The organism is Chitinophaga filiformis, from assembly GCF_900102545.1.
Lineage (GTDB): Bacteria > Bacteroidota > Bacteroidia > Chitinophagales > Chitinophagaceae > Chitinophaga > Chitinophaga filiformis.
Window position 1 is genome coordinate 180,572 of sequence record NZ_FNBN01000011.1, and the last position, 22,373, is coordinate 202,944.

The window sequence follows — 22,373 nt, forward strand, 5'->3', positions numbered from 1 at the left end:
TTAATAATTAATCTTTCATTTTATAGCACGTTTAGTTTAATCCATTCATTCAGCGGGATAAACGGCTCTGTTGAAATTTCTTTAGCCATTTGAATTTGGGTGTCTGCATTTGGCCCCATATATGTATAAGACTCAAAATAAGCCAACAACTGGGCTACTGCTGTTGCTCCTTCAAAGAAACTGGAAAACACTTCTGCTGGAACTTGATTAAAAACGTATTCTTTTCCGTTAGCTTTGAAAGCGTTCAAAATATCATTAAAACTATTCAACTCGGTCGCCAGAGATAAATAGCATCCTTTCCCTACCTTTTCGGGATTTAAAAAAACTCCTGCAACTACTTTTCCCAAATCACTAATGTCTGCCATGTGGATTACTTTCTTAGTTGGGTCGATGGGTAGAGTCCAGCCGATAGAACCATCTTGTTGCTGCTGTGGCGCCAATTCTCCTGTGAAGTTTTGAAAGTAACAAGGTGGCTGAACGAATGTATAATTTGCAAATCCTGCTTTTTTTACTAAATCATCAACTTTTGCTTTTCCTGTAAATTGAGGAACATCAAACCTACCGTTACTAATTTTTTCAACATTTGGTAAAGTAGACCAAACGAAGTGATTTACATTAGCTTTTTTTGCTGCTTCAACAGCTATATTTCCTTGTGCTAATTCATCTGCACCCTCCCAAAAATTAGTCACCACAAATACACCATGAGCATCTTTGAAGGCATTGGTTAATGATTCAGGGTCCGTTAAGTCACCTTGTACCACTTCATCAGCCTTGCCTTGATAATTATTCGGGTTTCGGGTAATTGCTCTAACTTTGAAAGCCCCCTCCTTAATTAGAGCATTTACCACTCCTTTTCCTTGTAGACCAGTCGCACCAACGATCGCAATTATTTTCTTTTCCATCTTGAATGTTTCTTGAAGATTAATAATGACACAAAGATGGAAGTAATGCATCCCATTCTCCTATATGGTAGTTTAAGAAAGAACCTTAATGTAGATTAAGATTTGGCGATCTTATTCCGGATGATACTAAGGAACTCTGGTGTTACACCCAGGTAGGAGGCAATCTGAACGTTAGAGATCCGATTAAAGAAGTCAGGATACCTCTTTAGAAAATCGCGATAACGCTCCTCTGCGGTCGAACTAATATTCTGCAGGATTCTACGTTGAGCGCTTACCAGTGCATTTTCTGTAAGAACCCTGAAGATTCGGTTGAATTTTGGGTTATCGTCGAAGAGTTTGAGCTGATCCTCCTTTTTTAATTGAAGGACAACTGAATTCTCTAAAGCTTCTATGTACAGTCGACTCGGTTCCTCTGAATAGAAGCTGCCAATATCAGCAATCCACCAATTCTCAATAGCAAATTGTAGATTATGTTCTTTACCTTTTTCGTCCACCATGTACATTCTAAAACAGCCCTCAACTACGAACGTGTGGTGTTTACATATATCGCCTTCCTGAAGGATGAATTGCCTTCGTTTAACTCTTCGCTCCTTGAAAGCTTCTTCCACGATAGACTTTTCTTCTTCATTTAAAGGAAGAAGATTTTCGAAATAGCTTATTAATGGTTTTGGTGTCATTTTTCAAATTCGCTGCAACACCTCAATATACGTAACTTTATTCCAATGGGACTGATAATCAATTAAAATATAAATAAATTACTATGTAAGTTTTCAATAACAAAGAGGTACGTCCGTATTAATGGGATCTTACTTTGGCAGAGATCAGGTTCAGGAGAACTCAATGACCATTATTAGCAGTTGAAGTCAATGAGAAAAGTGAAATAATCGGTAACAATGAACACATTGCATAACTTATCCGGCAATATTTCTGATAGCGCTTACATTATATCATAAACTTATATTATATTTACAATATATAGTATATGACAACTAACCTGTTTTGGGGGCTAATAGTACCGTGACAATAAGCATTTTAAAAATAACCTGGATATCAATTTAACACCCGCAAATTCAAAACATGCCAAGAACTCTTTCTGAAGAAGAAAAAGATGAACTAAGACTGTCATTTTCCCAGCCTGGTTTTTCACTGGAAGCCGCCATTATAAAACTGATGCGTAAAGGCTTTGAAGAAACCACTGCAAGAACCTTAATCACAACTGAATTCCGCGATTACAAAAAGAATTTGTTTCACAAAATAGTGAGAAAAAAAGAACACGAAGAGGCTAAACATTTCCTCTCTATTGTAATCGGTATGGTTTCTATAGTAGGGCCTATTTTTAGCATTGAATCATTGCTATGGTATGTAGTAGCTATTATAATTGCAGGCCTGGCAGGTTTTTGGGCGTATAAACCGAAACCTATTGCTGGTCTATTGGGAAGTATCATCATGCCCGTTGTTTACCCGTTTGCCCATGCCGCCTATTTTTCCGGAAGAACAAGTTATTTCAACATCGAAATGATCATTCCTATGATTATGGCAGTAGTTCCTGCTGTGATTGTGTATTTTATTGTATCGGCAATTGTATATACCAATACTAAAACCATTAAATAAAAGTCATGTATATTTTTAACCAGGAAAAGAAAAGGCTGGAGCCTACAGAAACAAAGTGTCAATATTGTGGAGTAGAACATTCTATCCATATGGAACATAATCATTTTATCCCTTTATATAAAGAAGCCGACAGAACAAATATCATTGTGTATCGTTCCGTTAAATTCAAAAAGATCCCCGTCGGCATACCAAGATGTAAAAGTTGCCTACTCATACACCTGCGTGCTGAGACAAAAGCTGCACGCATTGCATGGGGCGTAGCTGTGTCGATAGTTGTATTGACTTTTCTGATATGGGGTCTTTGGGGTATCTTCTCCATTTTTGCAGGCATTTTTATTGGCTTTGGAGGAGCTGATTTTCTCCAGGACAAACTGGTTAGAGACAAAGGAATTTATACGAAGTTAGAGGGCGCAAAACAAAATGAAGCAGTACAGGATTTGATTATAAGCGGCTGGTCGTTTAGTCAGCCAACAGCATAACATATAGAGAGGCTTTCAGCAGATTAAATTCGTTTATCCATAAATTCATAACAACAATGGGGAGAAAAGGCAATTAGCTTTTTCTCCCCATTTAGCTTCGGTATGCGTGCCAGAGATTATGTCTGACGACCAGTTACCGACAATTCCATATGCTTTCTGATTAAAGATGTAATTTATCTTTCTTCGCTATCAGTTCTGCTATAGACTCCTGGTACATTTCGTCTGGTACACAACAGTCTACCGGACATGCAACTGCACATTGAGGTTCCTCATGAAATCCCTGACACTCTGTACATTTATCTGAAACGATATAATACAGCTCGTTAGACAGGGGAGCATTGCGCTTGCTGGCATCAATAATAGACCCGTCCTTCAACACAAAATTACCTTTAGCCGTTGTGCCGTCAGCTATTGCCCACTCTACGCCACCTTCATAGATGGCGTTATTCGGACATTCGGATTCACAAGCTCCACAGAAAATACATTCATCTGTAATTTTAATAGCCATAATTAATTAAAATTTGGAAGCTGTCTATGCTTCATTAAACAATAATAACCAATAGGTGATAAAATTAGTAGAAATATAGTTTATTACCTGAAAAACCTCTGAATATTTGTGTTTATTTACTGGTATATAGATGTCCGCGTCATTGTAAATCTGCGTTCCCCGAGCCAACCGTTTAATACTTGAGTTGCATTCTTCATCGATCGCTAACACTGGCCAACTTACCAGTTTTAAGTTTTACCAATATCATTGCAAGCATAAAAACTACCAAACCTATAAGATATAGCCCTAAAATAAAACTAAGGATGTAGCTTACATTTTGGCGAAATGAAAAGAAAGAAAAAACAAATGTAGGAATTTTCCAAAAGGCCAAATACAGACCGAAAATGATTATTATAAACCCCGGTAGCTTTATCAGCCAATTGATTTTTTTTCCATCCCCGGCGAATATACCCATCATCTTTGACAGCAACGTAAGAACAAGAAACATTGAAATCAATAATGTCAAAGCAAATGATAGAATATCATTGTCAATCAGCATATTATTTGTCCTCATCACGAATTCATTAGCTGCACTCAAACCAAACATTGTCTTGATGGCGACTGAAATGTAACTAAGCATTTCTACTGTGGACTGAAAAATATTCCCAGGTCCTTTTAGGGCACATAGACTTAATAGTAAGACCAATAACCAAACCAGGGAAGGTATAAGGCGAAAAAGCAATTGCTTTGTTCTGGACATATTCAAAAAAGAAAATGGTAATTCTTCTTTAGCAATGCTTCCCAAATCCTCCTTTAACATTCCCAATGGTTTAATATAAGCTCCTAATGGCAACCAGCCTAATTGATATATTATACCATTAATTTCCTTTTTGAGTAAAGAAAAGCCGGGATTTAAGAAAATTGAAAACTCTGTGATCTTAACCTTCCACATTTTACAAAGCCATACGTAAATAAAGTTGCTAAGCGATATAGCCAAGAAAATCAATACACCTAAACAAAAGGCATTATAGCTAAAGTGCGGCATAAGACTAATAGTCAATTTATTGGGAGAAATGTTTACAGACTCCTTGCTCAAAGGAGCTTCAAATATACAATATTTTGCATATAAAAGATTGCCTTATGTCCGATACATGTTTACAGCTCATTCAGCTTTTCTGTACTATCTCCTTCGGATTTAAAAACGCCATCTGTAGATTCATAAACTGTAAATGTACGCCCACCTGGTAATGAGAATTCCCAGCTTGAAGGACGAATCTTCACCGTAGTACCTGTAATGAAAGTCAATCCCCATCTTTCAATATTTTGCGACAGTTGCAATTGCTGCTCATTATCAGCACCAATAAACACACCCCATGCCGGCCAGCCTTTAATATCCTGTGTACCCTCTAATGTGCCTTGCCAGCTATTGTACATATCATGACTGTAAATAAATGTATCCCGCAGGATAAATTGACCAACACGAGTCGGCTTCGCAAAAACAATCATATCTATTGAACCGAAAGTTATCTCCCTGGGACTCTCTGGTATAATGGCATCATACTGCAGGAAAATCTTACTGCCTGACGGTAAATGTATGTCTGCTATAGTAAGCGTATCCTTCAGCTTAATAATCCGCCTGCTATATTTACGCTCCGATTTCCAGCTTTCCATCCCATCATATACTTTATAACCACATAGGTATAAAAGCGGCAGCGCGCACAAAATCGTCATCAACAATAGAAACCGGAATGCCTTCTTATACCAAAAAAGTAGGGTGAGTATAGCAAATGTGATGGTTATTGCAATGATAAAAGGCAAATACATCATAAAGATCAGGAACAAGAATTCCCAGAGGTTAATATCCATAAGCAATAAGAATTGGGTTAAACTTTCAGGAACGCTCAATTTCGCAAGAAAGAATGATATCTATACATTTTGTTTGCTACCGGAAAATCTGAATACTCAATATTTTGACCCAAATAGCTAATAAATACAGTTTTATGGATTAAAATTCACTGAGCAATGTATGAGTATGACAATGTAATAACTACACAATCATGACAGCCCTGGAAAATCCCCGGCCATTCACATCTTGTGTCACGTCACGAAAATGCTGCTCCTCTCCCGCCAGGAATCTTTCTTCTTCTACTCACAAAAAAACGCCCGGCAGATAACAGATCTACCGGACGCTCCTATAAATAACATTTGCTTTCTTATCTCACTACGCTCACCTGCTGGGAGTCAAATGTTTTTCCATTCCCCGTTTGCAGGATGTAAACATCCGGTTTCAGCCCTTCCACATTAATGGTTGCGCGGGAAGTACCAGCCGGGAACAACTGTCTTTGCAGTAAATTTCCCATTTTATCACTGAGCCTTACTTCGCGGATATCCCATCCATCACTGGCAGCTTGTTTTTTCGCAGCACCAGATGTAGCTGCTGTACTTACTACCAGTGTGCTCGACGCCGGGTTAGGCGATACTACTACTTTGGCGGAGCCTGATACACTTGTAGCGCACCGTATTATGTGGAAGTCCGTGCTGCTGCTTTCCGAACCACAGCTATTAGAGATGGTAGCCATGATCGTATATGATCCTACGCCGAATTTATGGGAGATTTCTGCCGTTGTAGCCGAAATGGTATGCCAGGTTCCATCACCCGATGTCCAGGTCCAGGTATAGGACCCGCTGTTGGCCGGAACTGCCGTGAAGGTACTCGGCTGAACAATGTTGCCCGGCTGGCAGTATACGTCATCATCAATACCGAAAGGAACCGGTGCTGTTCCGCTATACGCAATGGATTTGCTAACAGTCAGGCTTCCACAGGGGGCGCTGATATGAGCCGTAAGCGTTACATTTCCATTCACCGTAAGCGTAGTAGCATCACCGGTAGTACTTCCCAGACTTCCATTGTCGCCAGCATTAAGGCTCCAGATAACGGTGGCGCCACAAGGTAAGGCCCCATTAAAGCTATAGTTGCCAACCACGCCACCACATAATTGTGCAGGACCTCCAATAGTGGCAGAAAGCGGAGACACCTGAACAATAGCGGTATCTGTTTCATAACTCAACGCATCCCTGTGTACCGTTACGCTTACAGGAGAAGGTGCTACACTGCTACATGGATCGGCCGAAAGAGTAATGGCGGTAAGGTTCGTTACAGTGACCGATTCCGGCGCGGCTTGACCGTTATACACCCAACCGTTAGGCACAGGTCCTAAATGCCATACATAAGATGTAATGCCGCCAACTGAATTTACATCCGTAACTTGAAACAGTCGTGAAAGCGGCTGGCCACATTCTTTTGTCAGACTGGTAGGCGACAGCGTAAACCGGGGCGGTATTTCCGTAATAGTGATCTCGCCGATGGCCGCCAGCGTGTACATATTACCGGCACCACCCCAGGACAGTATGGCTAAATAATTGAAATCCTGGTCCGCATTGAATTCGCAAAATATCTGCTCATCCTGCGAGTCATTCAGAGAAACCGTATTCCTGGAATCAAGTAGCATTGAGCCCCAAAACGACTGCCTGATGGCATCACAAGCAGTGGGCGTGCCGCTTACCGGCGTAGGTAAAGAGGTATAGGTAGCAAATGAAAGTTGTGGAATACCAGTAGTGGCCTGGTTCGCCGCTTTCCAGGCACGCCCGCTGATCCTATACAGATAACCGCTTTTAAAAGGATATTCAATAGCATACGAGGCGCCTAACTTCGTCGCGGAGGTACTACCATTCTGACATTTTAGTAAGAGTGTGTTATTAAATATGCCAGCGCCGCCGTACACCGGATAATGTTTATATCCATCTATCGATACCGGTGTGCTGGTATTAAATACATTGCAATCATTAGTTAAACCAGTATTGGCATAATGAATGGTCTGAGAGAAGGTATGTAACGACAGTAACATACCTCCCACAAGGGAAAGGAACTTGGTTCTCATAATAATACAGGGTTTTGGATTAAATTGTGTACTGCATGATATGCTGTTGGATAAAGTGTCTGTTAATGTTATGCATAACGGGTAACATTCCAAATGTAGGACTAAATTTAATACATTGCAAGTGGGCGGTGAACGAACGAATATATCAAACACTAAGACAATTACTTAATGTAGAAAATATTTTACAAATATTATTTGGGTTAAAAACACACCAGTTCTGAGTAATAGAAAAAGCGCTGTAAATCAAACATTACAGCGCTTTTTCTATTACGGTAGTAACGCTAATCGCGCTACATCGGTTTCTTATTGTACTTTCATAAACTGAAAATATCTCGTTTTACCAGATCTTCTTCTCATTTCTACAAAATACACACCGCCTGGCAGGGTTGACACATTGATGTTGATCTTTTCCTGTCTGCCGGTATTGTTCATCACCAGTACACTTATACCTAAACTGTTGAAGACAGTAATCGTGGAAACCTGGTCAAGTCGATTTTCGTCCTGGACATAGAGCGTTGAGCTTACAGGATTAGGATACCAGCGGTAATCAGCACTTACTGACGGAGCTTCAGGTGTGGCTGTAGGCACATTAATCCTTAAAGCAATTGTATTGCTTATAGCCATACAACCTGCATCCGTCTTGCCTATACATCTGATCTTATCGCCGCTTTTAGCCAGTACGTAGTTTAACGCAGCCCCAACAGCTCCACTGATGTCCTGCCAGCTGTGCAAACGAGTGCTGTCCTGCCATTGATATTGTAAATCCGTACTCCAATAGTTGGTCGTAGCTGTCAAATGGCTCTTAAGTCCGCCGATAACTACGGTATCGCCAGAAACCCTGATATCGGGTGTGCTTATGGTCATTCTAATTATCCCGCTGCTTGCCTGAGGCTGGCGACGACAGACAGAAGGACTGGTAAGCACACACTGAACGATATCCTTGTCTCGCAGCGTCGAACTGGAGAACGTCTTTGCGTTTGTACCAGTAGCAATCCCGTTAACCATCCACTGATAGTTGTTTACAGGACCGGCATTCTCCGGAATTGCCAGAAACGACACATTAGCTCCGTTACAAGCGGTAGGAGTTGCGGTCCATATGCTAACGGACGGCGCACTCGTATCCTTTAAGGCCAGTGTAAGAATATTACTCCGGGCAGGGTTGGGATATGCACAGGTGGCAGCGCTTTTCATCAATACCTGCACGTAGTCATTTTTTCTGAGGCGTGAGCTGGTAAATGTCACGCTATCAACTCCCTGAGATATATTATTTACCCTCCAGTCATACACCGGCAGGCTGCCCGGATTCCTGGGCGTTGCTGTAAATGTAATGGGTGTTCCCAGACAGGCCTCGAGGTCGGATACGCTTATCTGTACGGAAGCAGTATCACCATTTACATGCACGGTTATAGTACTACTGGTATCGCTGTATTCGTGACCGCAAATATCACTATACATGGCAATCACCCGCACCTGGTCCAGATCCTGCAGCGTATCGAATGAACGTGTATCATCCAAAAAGTAACCGGTATTCACTCCATTGATCTGCCACTGCCAACGGAAGTAATGGTTATAGCCGGCAGAGCCGATAGTGTCGGTTGCGACAAAGGTTACCCTTCTCCCAAGACAGAAAGTGGTGTCGGTAGCCGTAACAATTAAACCGGGACTGGGAGTATAGTTTAATTGCAGTACAAAAGTGCTGCTGTAACGTCCATCAACTATGCACCGGTATTTATAGCCGTTCCAGGAGACAGGTGTACTATCGAATTGCAGTGTATTTGTAGTTTCACCGGATAAGTTGGCGCTACTAACGACATTGGTAAAACCACTGCCGGTATCCTGCTGCCATTTATAAGTCCCTCCGCTGATATCGGACACCAGCGTGCTGCCACCTTGCCTGCTGGTACACATAGGCGTGATGACCGGAACATTGACGGTATTCTTATACACGATGACTGATTGGGCATCATAAAGGGATGACGCAGCAAAGTCAGGTTTGCCATCTCCATCAAAATCCGCCGCAGCAACTGCCTGGGCAAAGATATGGGTGGAGTTGTCGCCAGGTCCATATACCAGGCTGTCTAGTTTTGGAGTACCTGGCAGGGAAATGTTCTTTTCCATGATGATTTCGCGGGATCTTCCCACAGCGGCAGCAATTATATCAGGTCTGACACTTCCGCTGAAGTTTGACACGCATCCTCCATTGCCAAGCGCATCTTGCAGCGGCATGACAACAGGAGGCAAAAAGGAAAAGCTCCCTATGTTTCGAAGTACGCAGATATTATCGTCATTGCAAATAACAATATCCGATATGCCGTCCATATCGAAATCCACGATTGAAATAAAGCTGGCTGCGAAACTGATTCCCGGCACGCTTATTCTGACGAATGAAGCGAAAGAAATATTTCCCCGGGTGCTGGTATTGTGAAACAATAAAATACTACCGGGGGTGACGTCCATGGGGCAGGCAATAATATCTTTCAACCCGTCGCCGTCCAGGTCACCGGCAGCAATCCCGGCAACCGTTTCCGCAGCAGCATCGTAATTTTGTGTAGCACCAAAGGACAGGGAGCCCGGCACGCTTGTATTCCTCATTACGCATATGCGATATTCTTCGAAAGACGTCACCGCAATATCATTTTTCCCATCGTTGTCCAGATCCGTAATTACTGCTTTCTGGGTGCCTCTTCCTGCGGGAACCAGGTATTCCTTTTCAAAGGAAACAAGACCCGGACTGCTTGCATTCCGATACACTTTTATAAACTTCTCATTCGTTGGCATCACAACGTCGGGACGCCCGTCGCCGTCCAGGTCATTTAACGCAAAACCGCCGAACGTAGGAAAGTAAATATAACCGACATTCACTCTTCGGGCAAAGGAAAGCCGTCCTCCTGTGGTTGTATTACGGTAAACCGCCAGCGAATCGCCCTGTCCTGCTCCTACATGTACAACAAGGTCAGGTTTTCCGTCACCGTCGATGTCTTTTCCCTGCAAGTCAGAAGGGATTCCCGCCCCTTTATTTAGAATAAGACCCTCGGTAAAGGAATTAGGTGTAAAATTTTCGGTGCTGTCAGTAAACGGCACACTGAACGGCGATGGGGATTCTCCCAAAAGGCCATTGTCTTTGTTAAGCACCTGAATAGTACCCAGGCTTGCCCCAACAGGCACCGTACATATAATTTGCCCGGGAGAAACCGACTGTAGCTTCGCCGGAACCGTTCCAAAGAAAACGCTGTTTTGTGAAGCGTTTGCACTAAATCCGCTGCCGGTGATTGTTACGGTGGTTCCTATTATGCCCGCTGAGGGACTAACGCTCTGGATTATCGGAGGCAGTGAAACTGGTGGCGGATTATACGTGAATTCGCCAACCGGAATGCGGCCATAGAGCTGCTTCAACGTGATGGTTCCTGTCGCGCCGCCGGCAACAACAGCCGTAATCACGGTGTCTGACAAAACAGTAAAGGATACCGCAGGTGTACCACCAAACGAAACACCCGATACATTGGAAAATTTCGAACCAAATATCGTTACGAACGTGCCCTCACTGCCTGATTTTGGATAATAGGAAGTGGCTTTGGCGAGGCCCCCTGCATAAAACTGCGGGTATCTTGTAAGGGTGTCGGAAATACCTCCGGCTGAAACGATCAATTGCAATGTATCAACACTCCTGGAGATATCGTGTGTATAGGATGTGTTATAGCTCGTGCTTATCAATGATCCATTGACCAGCCATTGGTATTGATATCCTGTTTTGGAATAATTCAACAACTGAACGTCGCCAGCTTTATACATTCCGCTTGTATCTGTTTTAAAATAAGCCGCAGGTATTAGGCTTCCTCCTCCGTTCGTCGTCATTTCCAGGAATCCATGGCCGCCACCTGCCCACAGCTGCGATGCAGAAAGGCACTGCAGGTCATAATGGGAATAACCGAGATAAGTGAAATTGTTTTCCCTTGAGATCGGTTCCCAGGTTACGCCACTGTTTGTTGTTTTATAAACCTTGTAAGGAGCTACCAACGCATAACCGGTATTTACGTCGGTAAACCGCATCTTATCACAATTGAAGGGAGTGGCGTCAACGTCGTTTTGAAGGGTCCATTGCTGGCCTCCGTTTGTTGTTTTATAAAAGTAGCGGTATTCCCCGCTATACATGCTTAGCCACCCGACGTTGGCGTCCAGGAAATACGCATACGTCAGCACGCCCGTCTGGGGCAATGTTATGCGCAGCCATGACGCTCCGCCGTCGATGGTCTTTAATAACCTGTTTGCTTTATAATCTGTACTTATAGCAATTACATTATTGTTATCAACCGCCTCGAGATGGTCAAAATAGGTGCCAGGGCCAACTGTCTGTACAGACCAGTTCATTCCTTTGTCTGTCGTCTTCAGAATACGGTCTGCGTCGACCGCATAGCCAATATTATCATTTTGAGGGAAAACAATGTCTTTTATCCCGGTCCTCAGTTGGAAAGGGTCATACTGTGAATGGAATACCAGCCTAAAAGAATTTCCGCCGTCGACAGAATATAAAATAGATGGCACCAGGCCATAATCACCATATACGATAAGTGTGTTCTTATCAAAGGCCTTCACGCCCCCGATACCAAACCCGAAGGTTATATTGATGTTCGTATAGTTACCATAACTGACGTTGTTGGTGGTAATAATTTTTTTTGTATACGTTCTGCCGCTGTCAGTCGTATAGCCGATCCAATTCGTGAAAGCCACATATCCTTCATTCGGCGAATAAAAGCTTACTTTCTTAATATCGTTATCTTCATCAGCATCCAGGTACATCTGCCGCATCTGCGCCAAAGCAGGCGAAAGTGAAAAAATATAAATGGTAATAAAGGATAAGAAGCCTTTGAAGGCTTTTTTCAGGTAGGGATGCTGCATTAATGTGTGTTTAGTTGGCAATATAGGGTGTATTGTATTCAATTATTTTACCGCAAAAGCTGATTGAATTGGATAGTGTTATATCAGAGATATATAGGTACTGTTATATTTTACCCTTGTGGAGTTCTTCGAATTGTACTTTTGTCAAGCCCCAATGTCTGCTAAATATGTATAATAATTTAGTTTCCTTAACTGTCAGGTCAATAATATTACAATATTCTAATGTTTGATGTAATGCTTTATCTCTATTTTCTTCTGAAAAACAATCTCTAAATATGTCATACCATTCTAAAACTGTTTTAGATAGTTCTTCTTGTGAAAGGAATTCAGTAGTAACCTTTTCTTTGTGGTTTTCTAAATCAATTCCGCAATTTCTTGCAAAGTTCTTCAAAATATCAACAACATTTTCTGTTGACCTGTCGTCGCAAGTTAATATGGCTGATAAAATAGTCAATGAAAATGCATCAGTTAAATCTTTGACTTCCTGCGGTGTTGCATTCAGATATTTTGCTCTGTTTATAAATGTGTTTCTGTATGCCGGGTCAAATGTTTCATAACACCTGACACATTCATAAACAAATCTTGTCTCTCTACTTGGTATAATTGGAATCAGAAAAAGTGTATCCCAAACTCTAAACTGTTTTAACAATAAGTCTTGTTGACATTCTGGACAACCTTTATTAATAATCTCTCCATTTTTTACATTCTCAATTATTTCTGTCGTCCCTTTTAATACTAACATTCCAGTGGTTTTAAAATTACAGCTGATAGCTCACAGTTCACCGCTATTATACGCTATTATTTAACAACAAGCAATTTTTACAACTGTTCTTTTAAAGCCCTGGATAACATATTAATTATCAATACTACCTGGTTTAACAATTTACCATCACCGGCATCCGGCAAATGCCGGATATACCACCTTCGACGTTTTTGTTTTCCTACAATCAGTCATTACAGTTTGTATATCACAATAGCAAAAAGTGTCATCATCAGGCTTTAAATAGCAGACCGATGATAATTTTTGCCCGCTCATCTATCAATTGCTGGAATTCTTTCTCAGACACCCGGAATAACTTTTTATAGAGGGGGGCCATGATTAGCGGATAGGACAAAAGGGAAAATAAGTTCATCAAAAAATGAATTGGATTCATCTTCTCAATAGTTCCCTTCTCCATTTCGTAAGCAGCTTCTTTTAAATAAGACTTTACTGGCTCCGATTGTATATTACTTATCAGCTTCTTACCGTAGGTGTTGATCTCAGTAATGAGAAATGTTTCCTGGTAGGGAAAACGAATCATATCCTTTTTGTTAGACAAAAATGTCTAAATAAAAACAGAATCTAATGAATCTCATACATTTATACTCCTTTTCTCAGGGATTCGCTATCAGGTGCAATCAGTAGTGGTACCGGTGACATTCAATACTAATAGCCACAGAAAGCTCACGAAGGCATAACCGCTACCGGGCACAAGGCAAAATGCCGGAGATAAAATCCCCGGCATTTTGCTTTCGCTACACCTTAATTACTTAGTCTATATGGAAATCGACTTATGACTTATTGCTGAGTAATACACCCGTTCCCGATAATAGCGTAAAACAGATGTTAAAAACAATATGCACGGGGTAAGGCATTTTCCCAAGGATGCCTCCACAGGAGCAGGGAATATTAGTAAAAAAGAAATAAAGGGTAGACAGATAAAGGCTGAAGATCGCCATTACAAAAAAGGATAAAAAGAAACCCGCCTTCCTTGTGAAAGGAAAGTTCAGTAGTATAATTATCAGAAACTCGGTACCCAGTACTACTGGCGCCAGCAGGTTCTTATCATATTTAACAAGCAACGGCGATTTACTCATGTCTGACAGGAAAAGAGGGTAATCCATGGCTTTGAAAATAGCCGCATAAGTAAACAACATTGAGATGAGGATCACAATGACAGTAATGACATGTCTTTTCATTTGTTTGTCAGCTTAAAAAGAAGAACATTATTTTCATAAGCAGCGATCAGCGTATCTGCTGATTTAGCCATTTGTAATACCGGTTTATTCTGATACCCCGGGAACCTGAAACTACTTTCATAATGCCCGCTCTGAATATTATATACATCTACTACCGGCCCTCTGTAGTTGCTTTTCACCGCATCCTGAGACAATACATAAGAAAGCACGTACAGGTACTTTTCATCGGCTGTAGCAGTAGAATTCACAATCACAGATTTACTTGAACGTGTGTATATATTACCTGTTGGTACAGCGATATTGGAAGGAGGAGTATTATCAATGGTATGTATCAGTTTAGTGCGTTTATTTTCCTCATCATACTGTATAATACCTGAATTATAAAAGGAGATATAATATTGGTGATAATGATTGCTGATGTAAAAGCCATCTGCAGAAAGTCCACCGTCTTCAAAACGGGGAAATTCATAAATAGTACTATCCAGTGTAGGCGTGTTAAATGCTCTCAGCTTTAGTTGTGCGATCTTTTTACTGGTGTCGAAACTCGTTTTCAGATAATGAGCAGCGCTTTTGCCTTGCCCATAGGTAATAACATTGTTTTCACTATCATCAAAGATATAGAAGGTATTCTTATCAATTTCCAGTCGTGTAACGATTCCGTTGTTACTATAGAATGAATCTATATTATGCAAATTAGCATTGTATCTGAAGATAGTTTTTTTGCTATATACATATCCATAGATATTACCCTGAGCAGCTTTCATGATACTTACCCTACCGGGAAACAAAACAGTGTCTATGGGTTGTAAAGTGAATCTGTCATACATCCTTTCATAGTTTGTAGATATTCTATCGGGTTCTGCTCCTTTAGCAAGGATATATGTAATGACGATGGCGCAGCATAATAGTGCTGATAGTATCAGTAGGTCTCTTTTCATAAAGATAAGGCTGCAAGGGCAGCCTTACACCTTTTAAATTTAATGGAAATAGCAATTTACTCAGGGGCAGATCTGTACTTTAATACCCCATGCGCCGGTAGAATTACATTTCAGATCTGGTTCGCAATGACAGTAGGCGATTGCTTTGGATTGATTTGCCTTAACGGCAACAGCTACTGTAGTGCCAACAGCGAGCACCAGCAACAGAAAAGCTAACTTTTTCATGTTTGTCTTTTTGGGTTAAAAAAAAGTAATAGTGAATACTAAAGGGTTACATAAGTGAAGCTAAGAAATACTTTTTGATTTTACAATATTCGCAATGGGATATTTTTGTTTACCGTTACCTGCTATTAAAGACAAAAGGGCGCCTCAACTATCCTGAGACACCCTTTACATCTTCATTATAATAACTGCTACTGCAATATCAGTGTAAGTACTTTTTTAGTACCATAACCGGTCAGCTCTATCAGATAGAATCCTTTAGGCTGTGTTGACAGATCCAATGTTTGCAATTGTTGTGAGGTAGTCTGGCTATACACTGCATTGCCCTGCAGGTTATATACATTGATAGCCACCTGTTTCAGCAATGGTTTCTCAAACTTCAGGAACACCTTTCCTTCCGAAGGGTTAGGGAAAGCAATAACCTTATTACCTCCGAGTATCACCTCTCCCACTGCGGTGATTACAACAGGCACCGCCGGGGAACGATTGACACATCCTGTACCATTACTGTATTCTACAGCATAAGCACCATTCTGTCTGGCAAGGTAATATGGCATGATGGCGCCGGGTATTGCTACGCCATCTCTATACCATTGCGTGTCGAATATATCTGAAGTGAAGAGGCTATCCCCGTTCTGGATCACTTCCGGTTTAGGTACCTTAGTCAGTAGTGTTATCGGCTCAGACCATCCGGTAGTATCTGCTGGTGAGCTTGAAATGACACGCAGGGCGTAGTTACCGGAGCACCTGATATTATCTGGAACGAATACGCTCGCATACAGATCAAAATCATCTGACTGGAATGAACCCAGGTCTGTGACATCTCCAGGGTTCATACCCGTCTGGCGTCCACCCGGATCTTTTAATGTCAGCTGTACGGTATATATATTTTCAGGGTTCCTGATAGTTTTGAATCGTATCCCGAATTCAATGATACCAGATTCGAAAGTACGATCCTGATCCCAGAAGTTAACGGTCTCACCTGATACATAATATCCTTCGGATAACAGCTTACAGCCAGCTTCCTTCTCTATCTCTACTTTATAGACACCCGGAGCCGGTGCGAGAATATAGGAACCCTTTACAGGTAACACTTTGTCATCTTTGTACCAGGTGAAGTTATAACCCGGTAAACTTGCTGCCATTGGTAACAATGCTGCATCTGCTTCATATACACGCAATGTATCCATCCACCGGCCCCCACTAATACGAAAATTAAATTTCGGCAGCTCGCGGATCTTAATTGTATCTAAAACACGCAGGTTCCCGCAACCATCATACACTCTCACTGTATCTGCGCCCTTAACACGCACTATTATCTGGCTGGTCGTTTCGCCTGTACTCCACACTATACGACTCGCTGCTGCAGGCGGATTGATCTTCAAACGCGCCAGTCCCATGCAGGAATCAAGTTCAGTGATAATATGGAGATCCCAGGAAGGGTCGTCAGGAATCACGACCTGCTGAACAACTTTCTTCTCTTTACCTGAAGCTGTAAACAGGCGCATGATCACATTGAATGTCCCGCCCCTTTTATAAACATGTACAGGGTCTTTTTTTGTATCACCGTTATGATCGCCAAAGTCCCATGCATAGGCTGTCACTGTCTCATCTGCAACAACCGGGGCATGGAACGTAACCATCTGATCTGAACAGGAAGCTCTCTCTACTGTAAATGCCAGCGCTTGTGTTAATGTATCGGCCTTTTCCCAGAAGGTCCATGGCTCAGTTTTGGCTGTGCAGCCATTAGTCATGGTTACACGGGTCTGTAGCCTACCTATAGGCGGATTTATCCAGTAAGGCTTATGATCCTCTCTTACCAGTTGATCATCTATATACCAACTGAATGTAACATCTGGTGAAGGGTTGTCAACGGAAAACTCCACACCTCCATACATCGGTTGAATCACCAGGGTATCTTCTGCGCCATAGTGTTTGTTATAAACCGGGGCGAAGTAAGGCTTTAATTTAACATCGATCGAATCAACCACTCTTGCATTGTGGCAGAAATCATAACCAATTACCGTGAACTTACCTGGCTCCATCACAAAAATGGAATCGTCCATACGCTCATAAAGCGGGTCTCCATCCCATTCAAAAAACCAGAGCGGCTCCTTTGTCTTAATACTTACGTAAGCCTGGTCTCCACAGGGCAGTGTGTTTACGGTGATCACAGGATCATAAACATTGGCTTTTACCGTGATAGATTTAGTGATAGATTGTTTCACGCTATCTGCCGTAGTCGCAGTAAATGTTACGCGGTAAGTACCCGGTTTGAACGTATGTTCAGTAATGTAGTAAGTACCAATACTTCCATCTCCGAAATCCCACAGATATTTAACACCCTGCTGTCCTTCTACCGGCGTTCCTGTAAATCTCAGCAGATTAATGATACATTCATCGGTTGCGTAGGTAAAGCTCGTACCCTGGTTCCAGCCTTTGTATTCAAATGGAACTGACCTGTTACTACAGCCAATTTCATTGATCACCTCCACCTCATAATTTCCTTTTACCGGATTGTTCAAGGCGGGAGCATTTACGCCAGCCTGCAATACACCTTCCATGTACCACTTGTAGTGATCGCCGGCATTTACCGGACCAGCGACTAATGTATCTGCGGATGGGGATGCATGTATCTCAATGGAAGGCGCTGGTTTTGAAACCAGGTTTACATCCAGCGTATCTTTTTTGCGGATATTTCCCTGATTATCGAGCAGGTATACTACATATCGTCCTTTATTGGTCACGTAGATAGTATCTGTGTGTTGACCGGTGCTCCACTCGAGGCTATAAGCACCTGCTGGTCCTTTCGCAGCAGCGATCAGCATAGCGGTATCCTTACAAGACGATATCCTACCGATATAGGCATTCAGCTGCCAGTCAGTAACGGCGTTCTGCTTTATTTCTATGCTGGCAGTATAAGGAGTACCATTACAGGTATCTCTTACTGTCGCAGTATAGATACCGGGTGCAGTAACGTGAATGCTGTCTCTCAGCACTCCGGTATTCCATGTTATACTTTCTCCCCTGGAGGAAACATGTGCTTCCAGAATGTGAACACCAGGAATTGTAGCTGCATCATCAGTAATGTTCAATGAGTACTGAATATTGTTAACCACTATGACACCGGATCGTCGAAGCTGGCGTCCACTGACAGTAGTAGAGATATAGCCGACATTGTAAGTACCCCCTGCTTTATACCTGTGTTGAGCAGTAACATGTGGCGCTAATGTTTCGGATACACCATCACCATAGCTCCAGGTAACACTTTTTACGGTATCTATTGATATTCCGGACGTATAGAACTTCGCTGAAAGGTTTGCGGCCAGCGAGTTACAATCTTCCCGGCTGATAGTCAGGAAAGGGATGATGGAGTCTTTTGCCATGTTATATTCGAAGACAGGCGAAGACACAACACAACCAACAGAATAATTGGCCATTTCAACCTTGTAAAAACCAGGCACACTTACACGCAGTTTGTTGACGCCTTCCGGTGTACTTGCTACTAAAGTATCATTGCGGTACCAGCTGTAATAGTATCCTTTACGCACAACAGTAGCAAATAGTGAATCCTTCCCCTCCGCCGTTCTGAAGCGGATCACCGGAATGATCATCGGTTCAATAGTGACTTTTACCGTATCCCTCCTGGTCTTTCCATCTTTGTCTTTAAACGTTGCAACATAAGTATTGGATGAATTCACTGTGAGGGAGTCACCAGTCTGCCCCGTGTTCCATGTTATGGTATAGCTACTATCGGGAGCATTTGTGAAGGCTTTTAGTGTAGCTGATGTTCTGCAGCCATCGTTATACCATCCCCGGATGCTGAATTTCCAGGGACTGGTATCGGGGTTTCTGATCTCAACCGTATCAGTAGCCCTGATGTTGCCGCATGCGTCTTTTACATATGCGATATAATATCCCGGCACGGTAACAGTTATACTATCTACCGGATCATAATATCCTCCGAAATAGGCCTTTGCACCAGCAGGCATAGCCTTTGCGGTCAATATGTGCGCATCCGGTTTAGTAAACGTGTCATCGTTAATGGTAACCGACCAGTTATCATCCAGCGGCTCCTGTTTTATGCTTACTTTCTTTGTAATGGAGCCTTTATAGCCCTTTTCTGTCGTAATAACCAGGGTAACGTCGTAATTACCACCTGCATCAAAACGATAAGGCAACCTGGCAGTACGCCCCACAATTCTGCCAAATACACGCCATTCATATTTGCTGATGTTGTCTGTCATGCCATCGGGAATCACCACCGCGCTTTTTAACGTCACAGACTGCGTATGGCAAGGCAGGGTATCATATGTAAAGTCCATATAAGGAGAATCGACGCGGGGGGCATTTTTGGCCGATACTACATGACAAAGGAATAATAGCACACACAAATGTGTTAACGTCTTCATAAAGGTACAGGGATTGTGAAGAATATAGTGGGTGCAAATATATGTTAAAACATTTATTTATAAGGGCAAAAGCAAGATATACTCTTTCACAATGCAATCACTGTGGAGTCAATTAATAAAGCCTATTTCCATCAATTAATGATGAGTCTGCGGGTGTAACAGCTTAAAAAGCTCCAGCTGAAGATCTTCGTTCTTAAATTTATTCAATTGTTCAGTTTCGATTTCGTACCAGTCTTTCTTTTTACCTAAGGTTCCAATAACGAAGGTGTGTCCGGCTTGCGCGGGTTCACCGGTTTCGGGGTGCTTTTTTGAGAGCGTTACAATAACATCTTTGAACTTTGACATACTATGAATATAAGATAAAATTCAATATGCTGCTTGATTTACAACACTTTATTTGATGCTGACTTTCAATTACCAGGTAATCAAATTACTTCGGCTTTCGGTAAGTAATGCCTAAACGACCCTAACCACTTAATAATCAACATTAACTGATTCCTGATTGAGTGGATAGTTGCCTTCCAGGCTACTCAACAGTCCCGTATCTACAATCTACTATTAGCTTTTATCAATTCACTATCAGGTTAGTTGCTACTTTTTTGATATTTTGGTAATTATCACATTGAATTCCAGTTATTGATAAACGCAGCAGACTTCCACGATGAAACAGGACTCCTCACAGGATTGTCCGCCGGGGATCAGGCAGCCTTTAAAGCGCTGTATGATAAATACCATCATGCGCTCTACCGTAAAACTTTCCAGCTACTGCAGTCTTCTTCAGAAACGGAGGATATCATCCAGGAGACATTTATTACGCTCTGGGAGAAACGAAAAGAGATCGATATCGCCAGACCGTTAGGCCCCTGGCTTTTCACTGTTACATTTAACCGTGCGGTGAATCATCTCAAAAAGCAGCTGCGTGAAAAAAGCAAAGTGGCGGCAGCTACCCTGCAACCTGTTATCGATAATGATTTTCTGATTGTTGAAAAACAGTGGAAGTTACTGGAAACTGCTATCAGCCAGCTATCCCCCCAAAAAAGACGCGTATTTCAGCTTTGCAAGATGGAAGGCCGTACATATGAAGAGACTTCGCAGCTGATGGGTATTTCCAGGTATACCGTAAAAGAATACCTGGGAGAAGTGATGTCTACATTAAGGGAGTATATAAGCAAGCATGTGAGTCATGATACTACGCTACTTCTTCTCCTGCTGACGCAAATTCTTTAAAAAAATCTTCTCTCCTACCCCCCCTTTTTTTATTACCGGTTGTATATAATATAAACAAAGATACCCTGGCATTTGAAAAGCGATCAACAAAGATTAAAAGAGATCCTGTCGTCGCCGCACCGCAGTGCGGAAGATGAACAATGGCTGCAATCTTACCTGGCGTCGACAGATGCTGCGGAACTCCGAAAGCAGGCAGCAGACATTTTCCAGGAACATCTGCAGCAAGGTACCCGTTTGCCACAGGAGACCTCAATGCGTATGTGGGATAAAATCCAGCAGCGGGTCGATACATTGGAAACACCCGTATTACGCCATTACCGGAAATACTGGTGGCTTGCAGCGGCCATGCTTGTTCTTGTAGTAATAACTTATCCTTTGCTACGAAAACAGCAGCCCAGGCCCATGGCCACATCTGTAGTAAAGCCCGGCAGCAACGAAGCAGTGCTGACACTTGCAGATGGCTCTAAAGTAGCATTAAGCGATACCGGCAGCCAGGTAATTAAAACCGGTAACATGGCCATTCAGCAAAAGCAGGGGGAATTGCGGTACGAGCAACAGGGCGATGAAGCCAATGCATTTAATGAGCTTACGACACCCCGTGGTGGCGTATTCCAGGTAAGCCTTCCTGACGGCAGTCATGTATGGCTTAACGCAGCCTCATCGCTTAAATACCCGTTAAAGTTTAAAGGTACCCGGACAGTGATACTAAACGGACAAGCATACTTTGAGATAGCACCTAACCCCAGGCAACCGTTTATTGTAAAGGTAAATGAAATGGAGGTACAGGTATTGGGGACCAGTTTCGACATTATGGCCTACAATGATGAACAGGTAGTAAACACGACCCTGGTAGAAGGAGCCGTAAAAGTATTACAGGGGGAGACATCTGCCTTATTACATCCCGGACAACAATCAACACTGCATCCCGCCACCGGAAATATGGAAGTACAAGCTGCCAACCTTGAAAGTGTACTGGCCTGGCGTAATGGAAAATTTGAACTGGAAAATACCGACCTGCCAGCTTTCCTGCGACAACTGGCGCGATGGTATGATATAGAGATCACCATTGAGGCCCCGGCAAAAGAAGTAGCCGCTAAGAAATTCGGTGGCCAGATAGGCAGAGATATGGATCTGCAGGACGTACTAAAAATATTGGACCTCTACGGAGTTGACTGCAAACTTGAAAACAGAAAACTTACCGTGCTCTCCGTGCATTCCTAAACAACCAAAATTACCAGCACCCAATGTAAAATCAACTATAGCCCATCACTAAATTCCACTAATCTATGCATCTATATTGCTTCA

At 42.3% G+C, this 22,373-nt stretch carries 18 protein-coding genes; 4 read left to right on the forward strand and 14 right to left on the reverse strand.

What is annotated here, in order from left to right:
* Positions 1 to 20 precede the first annotated feature (20 nt).
* Together BLR32_RS30540 and BLR32_RS30545 are read right to left on the reverse strand one after the other, a co-directional pair.
* Positions 21 to 902, reverse strand: a complete 882-nt coding sequence (locus tag BLR32_RS30540; RefSeq protein WP_089837863.1) for an NmrA/HSCARG family protein — start codon at positions 900 to 902, stop codon at positions 21 to 23.
* Between the two features lie 95 nt (positions 903 to 997).
* Complete coding sequence (locus tag BLR32_RS30545) at positions 998 to 1,579, reverse strand: Crp/Fnr family transcriptional regulator (protein WP_089837865.1); 582 nt, start codon at positions 1,577 to 1,579, stop codon at positions 998 to 1,000.
* A gap of 400 nt (positions 1,580 to 1,979) precedes the next feature.
* Here BLR32_RS30545 and BLR32_RS30550 point away from each other — a divergent pair, with 400 nt between their 5' ends.
* Both BLR32_RS30550 and BLR32_RS30555 read left to right on the forward strand, forming a co-directional pair.
* Positions 1,980 to 2,513 (forward strand): hypothetical protein, encoded by a 534-nt coding sequence (locus tag BLR32_RS30550; protein WP_089837867.1) that lies wholly within the window; start codon positions 1,980 to 1,982, stop codon positions 2,511 to 2,513.
* Positions 2,514 to 2,518: 5 nt separating this feature from the next.
* Positions 2,519 to 2,992, forward strand: a complete 474-nt coding sequence (locus BLR32_RS30555; RefSeq protein WP_089837868.1) for a hypothetical protein — start codon at positions 2,519 to 2,521, stop codon at positions 2,990 to 2,992.
* A 160-nt stretch (positions 2,993 to 3,152) separates the two neighbouring features.
* Here BLR32_RS30555 and BLR32_RS30560 read toward each other — a convergent pair whose 3' ends face one another.
* From BLR32_RS30560 to BLR32_RS30610, 12 genes are all read right to left on the reverse strand, one after another.
* Entirely contained in the window at positions 3,153 to 3,500 is a 348-nt protein-coding gene (locus BLR32_RS30560) for a 4Fe-4S binding protein (protein ID WP_089837870.1), read from the reverse strand.
* A 193-nt stretch (positions 3,501 to 3,693) separates the two neighbouring features.
* Positions 3,694 to 4,524 carry a hypothetical protein gene (locus BLR32_RS30565; protein ID WP_143011649.1) on the reverse strand — a complete coding sequence of 277 codons (831 nt, stop codon included), beginning with the start codon at positions 4,522 to 4,524 and terminating at the stop codon, positions 3,694 to 3,696.
* A gap of 110 nt (positions 4,525 to 4,634) precedes the next feature.
* On the reverse strand, positions 4,635 to 5,150 hold the full coding sequence (locus BLR32_RS30570; protein ID WP_143011650.1) for a hypothetical protein: 516 nt from the start codon (positions 5,148 to 5,150) through the stop codon (positions 4,635 to 4,637).
* Positions 5,151 to 5,692: 542 nt separating this feature from the next.
* Entirely contained in the window at positions 5,693 to 7,417 is a 1,725-nt protein-coding gene (locus tag BLR32_RS30575; RefSeq protein WP_089837876.1) for a PKD domain-containing protein, read from the reverse strand.
* Between the two features lie 303 nt (positions 7,418 to 7,720).
* A complete protein-coding gene (locus BLR32_RS30580; RefSeq protein ID WP_089837878.1) occupies positions 7,721 to 12,310 on the reverse strand; it encodes an FG-GAP-like repeat-containing protein in 4,590 nt (1,529 codons plus the stop codon).
* Between the two features lie 103 nt (positions 12,311 to 12,413).
* Positions 12,414 to 13,052 (reverse strand): hypothetical protein, encoded by a 639-nt coding sequence (locus BLR32_RS30585; protein ID WP_089837880.1) that lies wholly within the window; start codon positions 13,050 to 13,052, stop codon positions 12,414 to 12,416.
* A gap of 250 nt (positions 13,053 to 13,302) precedes the next feature.
* On the reverse strand, positions 13,303 to 13,611 hold the full coding sequence (locus BLR32_RS30590; RefSeq protein ID WP_176842485.1) for a hypothetical protein: 309 nt from the start codon (positions 13,609 to 13,611) through the stop codon (positions 13,303 to 13,305).
* 250 nt (positions 13,612 to 13,861) lie between these two features.
* On the reverse strand, positions 13,862 to 14,269 hold the full coding sequence (locus BLR32_RS30595) for a MauE/DoxX family redox-associated membrane protein (RefSeq protein ID WP_089837881.1): 408 nt from the start codon (positions 14,267 to 14,269) through the stop codon (positions 13,862 to 13,864).
* Positions 14,266 to 15,207 carry a hypothetical protein gene (locus BLR32_RS30600; RefSeq protein WP_143011651.1) on the reverse strand — a complete coding sequence of 314 codons (942 nt, stop codon included), beginning with the start codon at positions 15,205 to 15,207 and terminating at the stop codon, positions 14,266 to 14,268. The genes BLR32_RS30595 and BLR32_RS30600 overlap by 4 nt, the downstream gene beginning before the upstream one ends.
* Before the next feature lie 60 nt (positions 15,208 to 15,267).
* Positions 15,268 to 15,432 carry a hypothetical protein gene (locus BLR32_RS34180; RefSeq protein WP_176842486.1) on the reverse strand — a complete coding sequence of 55 codons (165 nt, stop codon included), beginning with the start codon at positions 15,430 to 15,432 and terminating at the stop codon, positions 15,268 to 15,270.
* Positions 15,433 to 15,620: 188 nt separating this feature from the next.
* Positions 15,621 to 19,841, reverse strand: a complete 4,221-nt coding sequence (locus BLR32_RS30605; RefSeq protein WP_089837885.1) for a T9SS type A sorting domain-containing protein — start codon at positions 19,839 to 19,841, stop codon at positions 15,621 to 15,623.
* A 135-nt stretch (positions 19,842 to 19,976) separates the two neighbouring features.
* Complete coding sequence (locus BLR32_RS30610) at positions 19,977 to 20,186, reverse strand: hypothetical protein (protein ID WP_089837887.1); 210 nt, start codon at positions 20,184 to 20,186, stop codon at positions 19,977 to 19,979.
* Between the two features lie 291 nt (positions 20,187 to 20,477).
* Between BLR32_RS30610 and BLR32_RS30615 the strand changes: the two genes are divergently transcribed.
* Both BLR32_RS30615 and BLR32_RS30620 read left to right on the forward strand, forming a co-directional pair.
* Positions 20,478 to 21,068 (forward strand): RNA polymerase sigma factor, encoded by a 591-nt coding sequence (locus BLR32_RS30615; RefSeq protein ID WP_176842487.1) that lies wholly within the window; start codon positions 20,478 to 20,480, stop codon positions 21,066 to 21,068.
* Positions 21,069 to 21,140: 72 nt separating this feature from the next.
* On the forward strand, positions 21,141 to 22,289 hold the full coding sequence (locus BLR32_RS30620) for a FecR family protein (RefSeq protein ID WP_089837890.1): 1,149 nt from the start codon (positions 21,141 to 21,143) through the stop codon (positions 22,287 to 22,289).
* Positions 22,290 to 22,373: the final 84 nt, after the last annotated feature.

Excerpts from the sequence above, each read along its gene's own strand:
- BLR32_RS30540 (WP_089837863.1), bottom strand. The coding sequence starts at position 902 with ATGGAAAAGAAAATAATTGCGATCGTTGGTGCGACTGGTCTACAAGGA.
- BLR32_RS30545 (WP_089837865.1), bottom strand. The coding sequence starts at position 1,579 with ATGACACCAAAACCATTAATAAGCTATTTCGAAAATCTTCTTCCTTTA.
- BLR32_RS30550 (WP_089837867.1), top strand. The coding sequence starts at position 1,980 with ATGCCAAGAACTCTTTCTGAAGAAGAAAAAGATGAACTAAGACTGTCA.
- BLR32_RS30555 (WP_089837868.1), top strand. The coding sequence starts at position 2,519 with ATGTATATTTTTAACCAGGAAAAGAAAAGGCTGGAGCCTACAGAAACA.
- BLR32_RS30560 (WP_089837870.1), bottom strand. The coding sequence starts at position 3,500 with ATGGCTATTAAAATTACAGATGAATGTATTTTCTGTGGAGCTTGTGAA.
- BLR32_RS30565 (WP_143011649.1), bottom strand. The coding sequence starts at position 4,524 with ATGCCGCACTTTAGCTATAATGCCTTTTGTTTAGGTGTATTGATTTTC.
- BLR32_RS30570 (WP_143011650.1), bottom strand. The coding sequence starts at position 5,150 with ATGGAAAGCTGGAAATCGGAGCGTAAATATAGCAGGCGGATTATTAAG.
- BLR32_RS30575 (WP_089837876.1), bottom strand. The coding sequence starts at position 7,417 with ATGAGAACCAAGTTCCTTTCCCTTGTGGGAGGTATGTTACTGTCGTTA.
- BLR32_RS30580 (WP_089837878.1), bottom strand. The coding sequence starts at position 12,310 with ATGCAGCATCCCTACCTGAAAAAAGCCTTCAAAGGCTTCTTATCCTTT.
- BLR32_RS30585 (WP_089837880.1), bottom strand. The coding sequence starts at position 13,052 with ATGTTAGTATTAAAAGGGACGACAGAAATAATTGAGAATGTAAAAAAT.
- BLR32_RS30590 (WP_176842485.1), bottom strand. The coding sequence starts at position 13,611 with ATGATTCGTTTTCCCTACCAGGAAACATTTCTCATTACTGAGATCAAC.
- BLR32_RS30595 (WP_089837881.1), bottom strand. The coding sequence starts at position 14,269 with ATGAAAAGACATGTCATTACTGTCATTGTGATCCTCATCTCAATGTTG.
- BLR32_RS30600 (WP_143011651.1), bottom strand. The coding sequence starts at position 15,207 with ATGAAAAGAGACCTACTGATACTATCAGCACTATTATGCTGCGCCATC.
- BLR32_RS34180 (WP_176842486.1), bottom strand. The coding sequence starts at position 15,432 with ATGAAAAAGTTAGCTTTTCTGTTGCTGGTGCTCGCTGTTGGCACTACA.
- BLR32_RS30605 (WP_089837885.1), bottom strand. The coding sequence starts at position 19,841 with ATGAAGACGTTAACACATTTGTGTGTGCTATTATTCCTTTGTCATGTA.
- BLR32_RS30610 (WP_089837887.1), bottom strand. The coding sequence starts at position 20,186 with ATGTCAAAGTTCAAAGATGTTATTGTAACGCTCTCAAAAAAGCACCCC.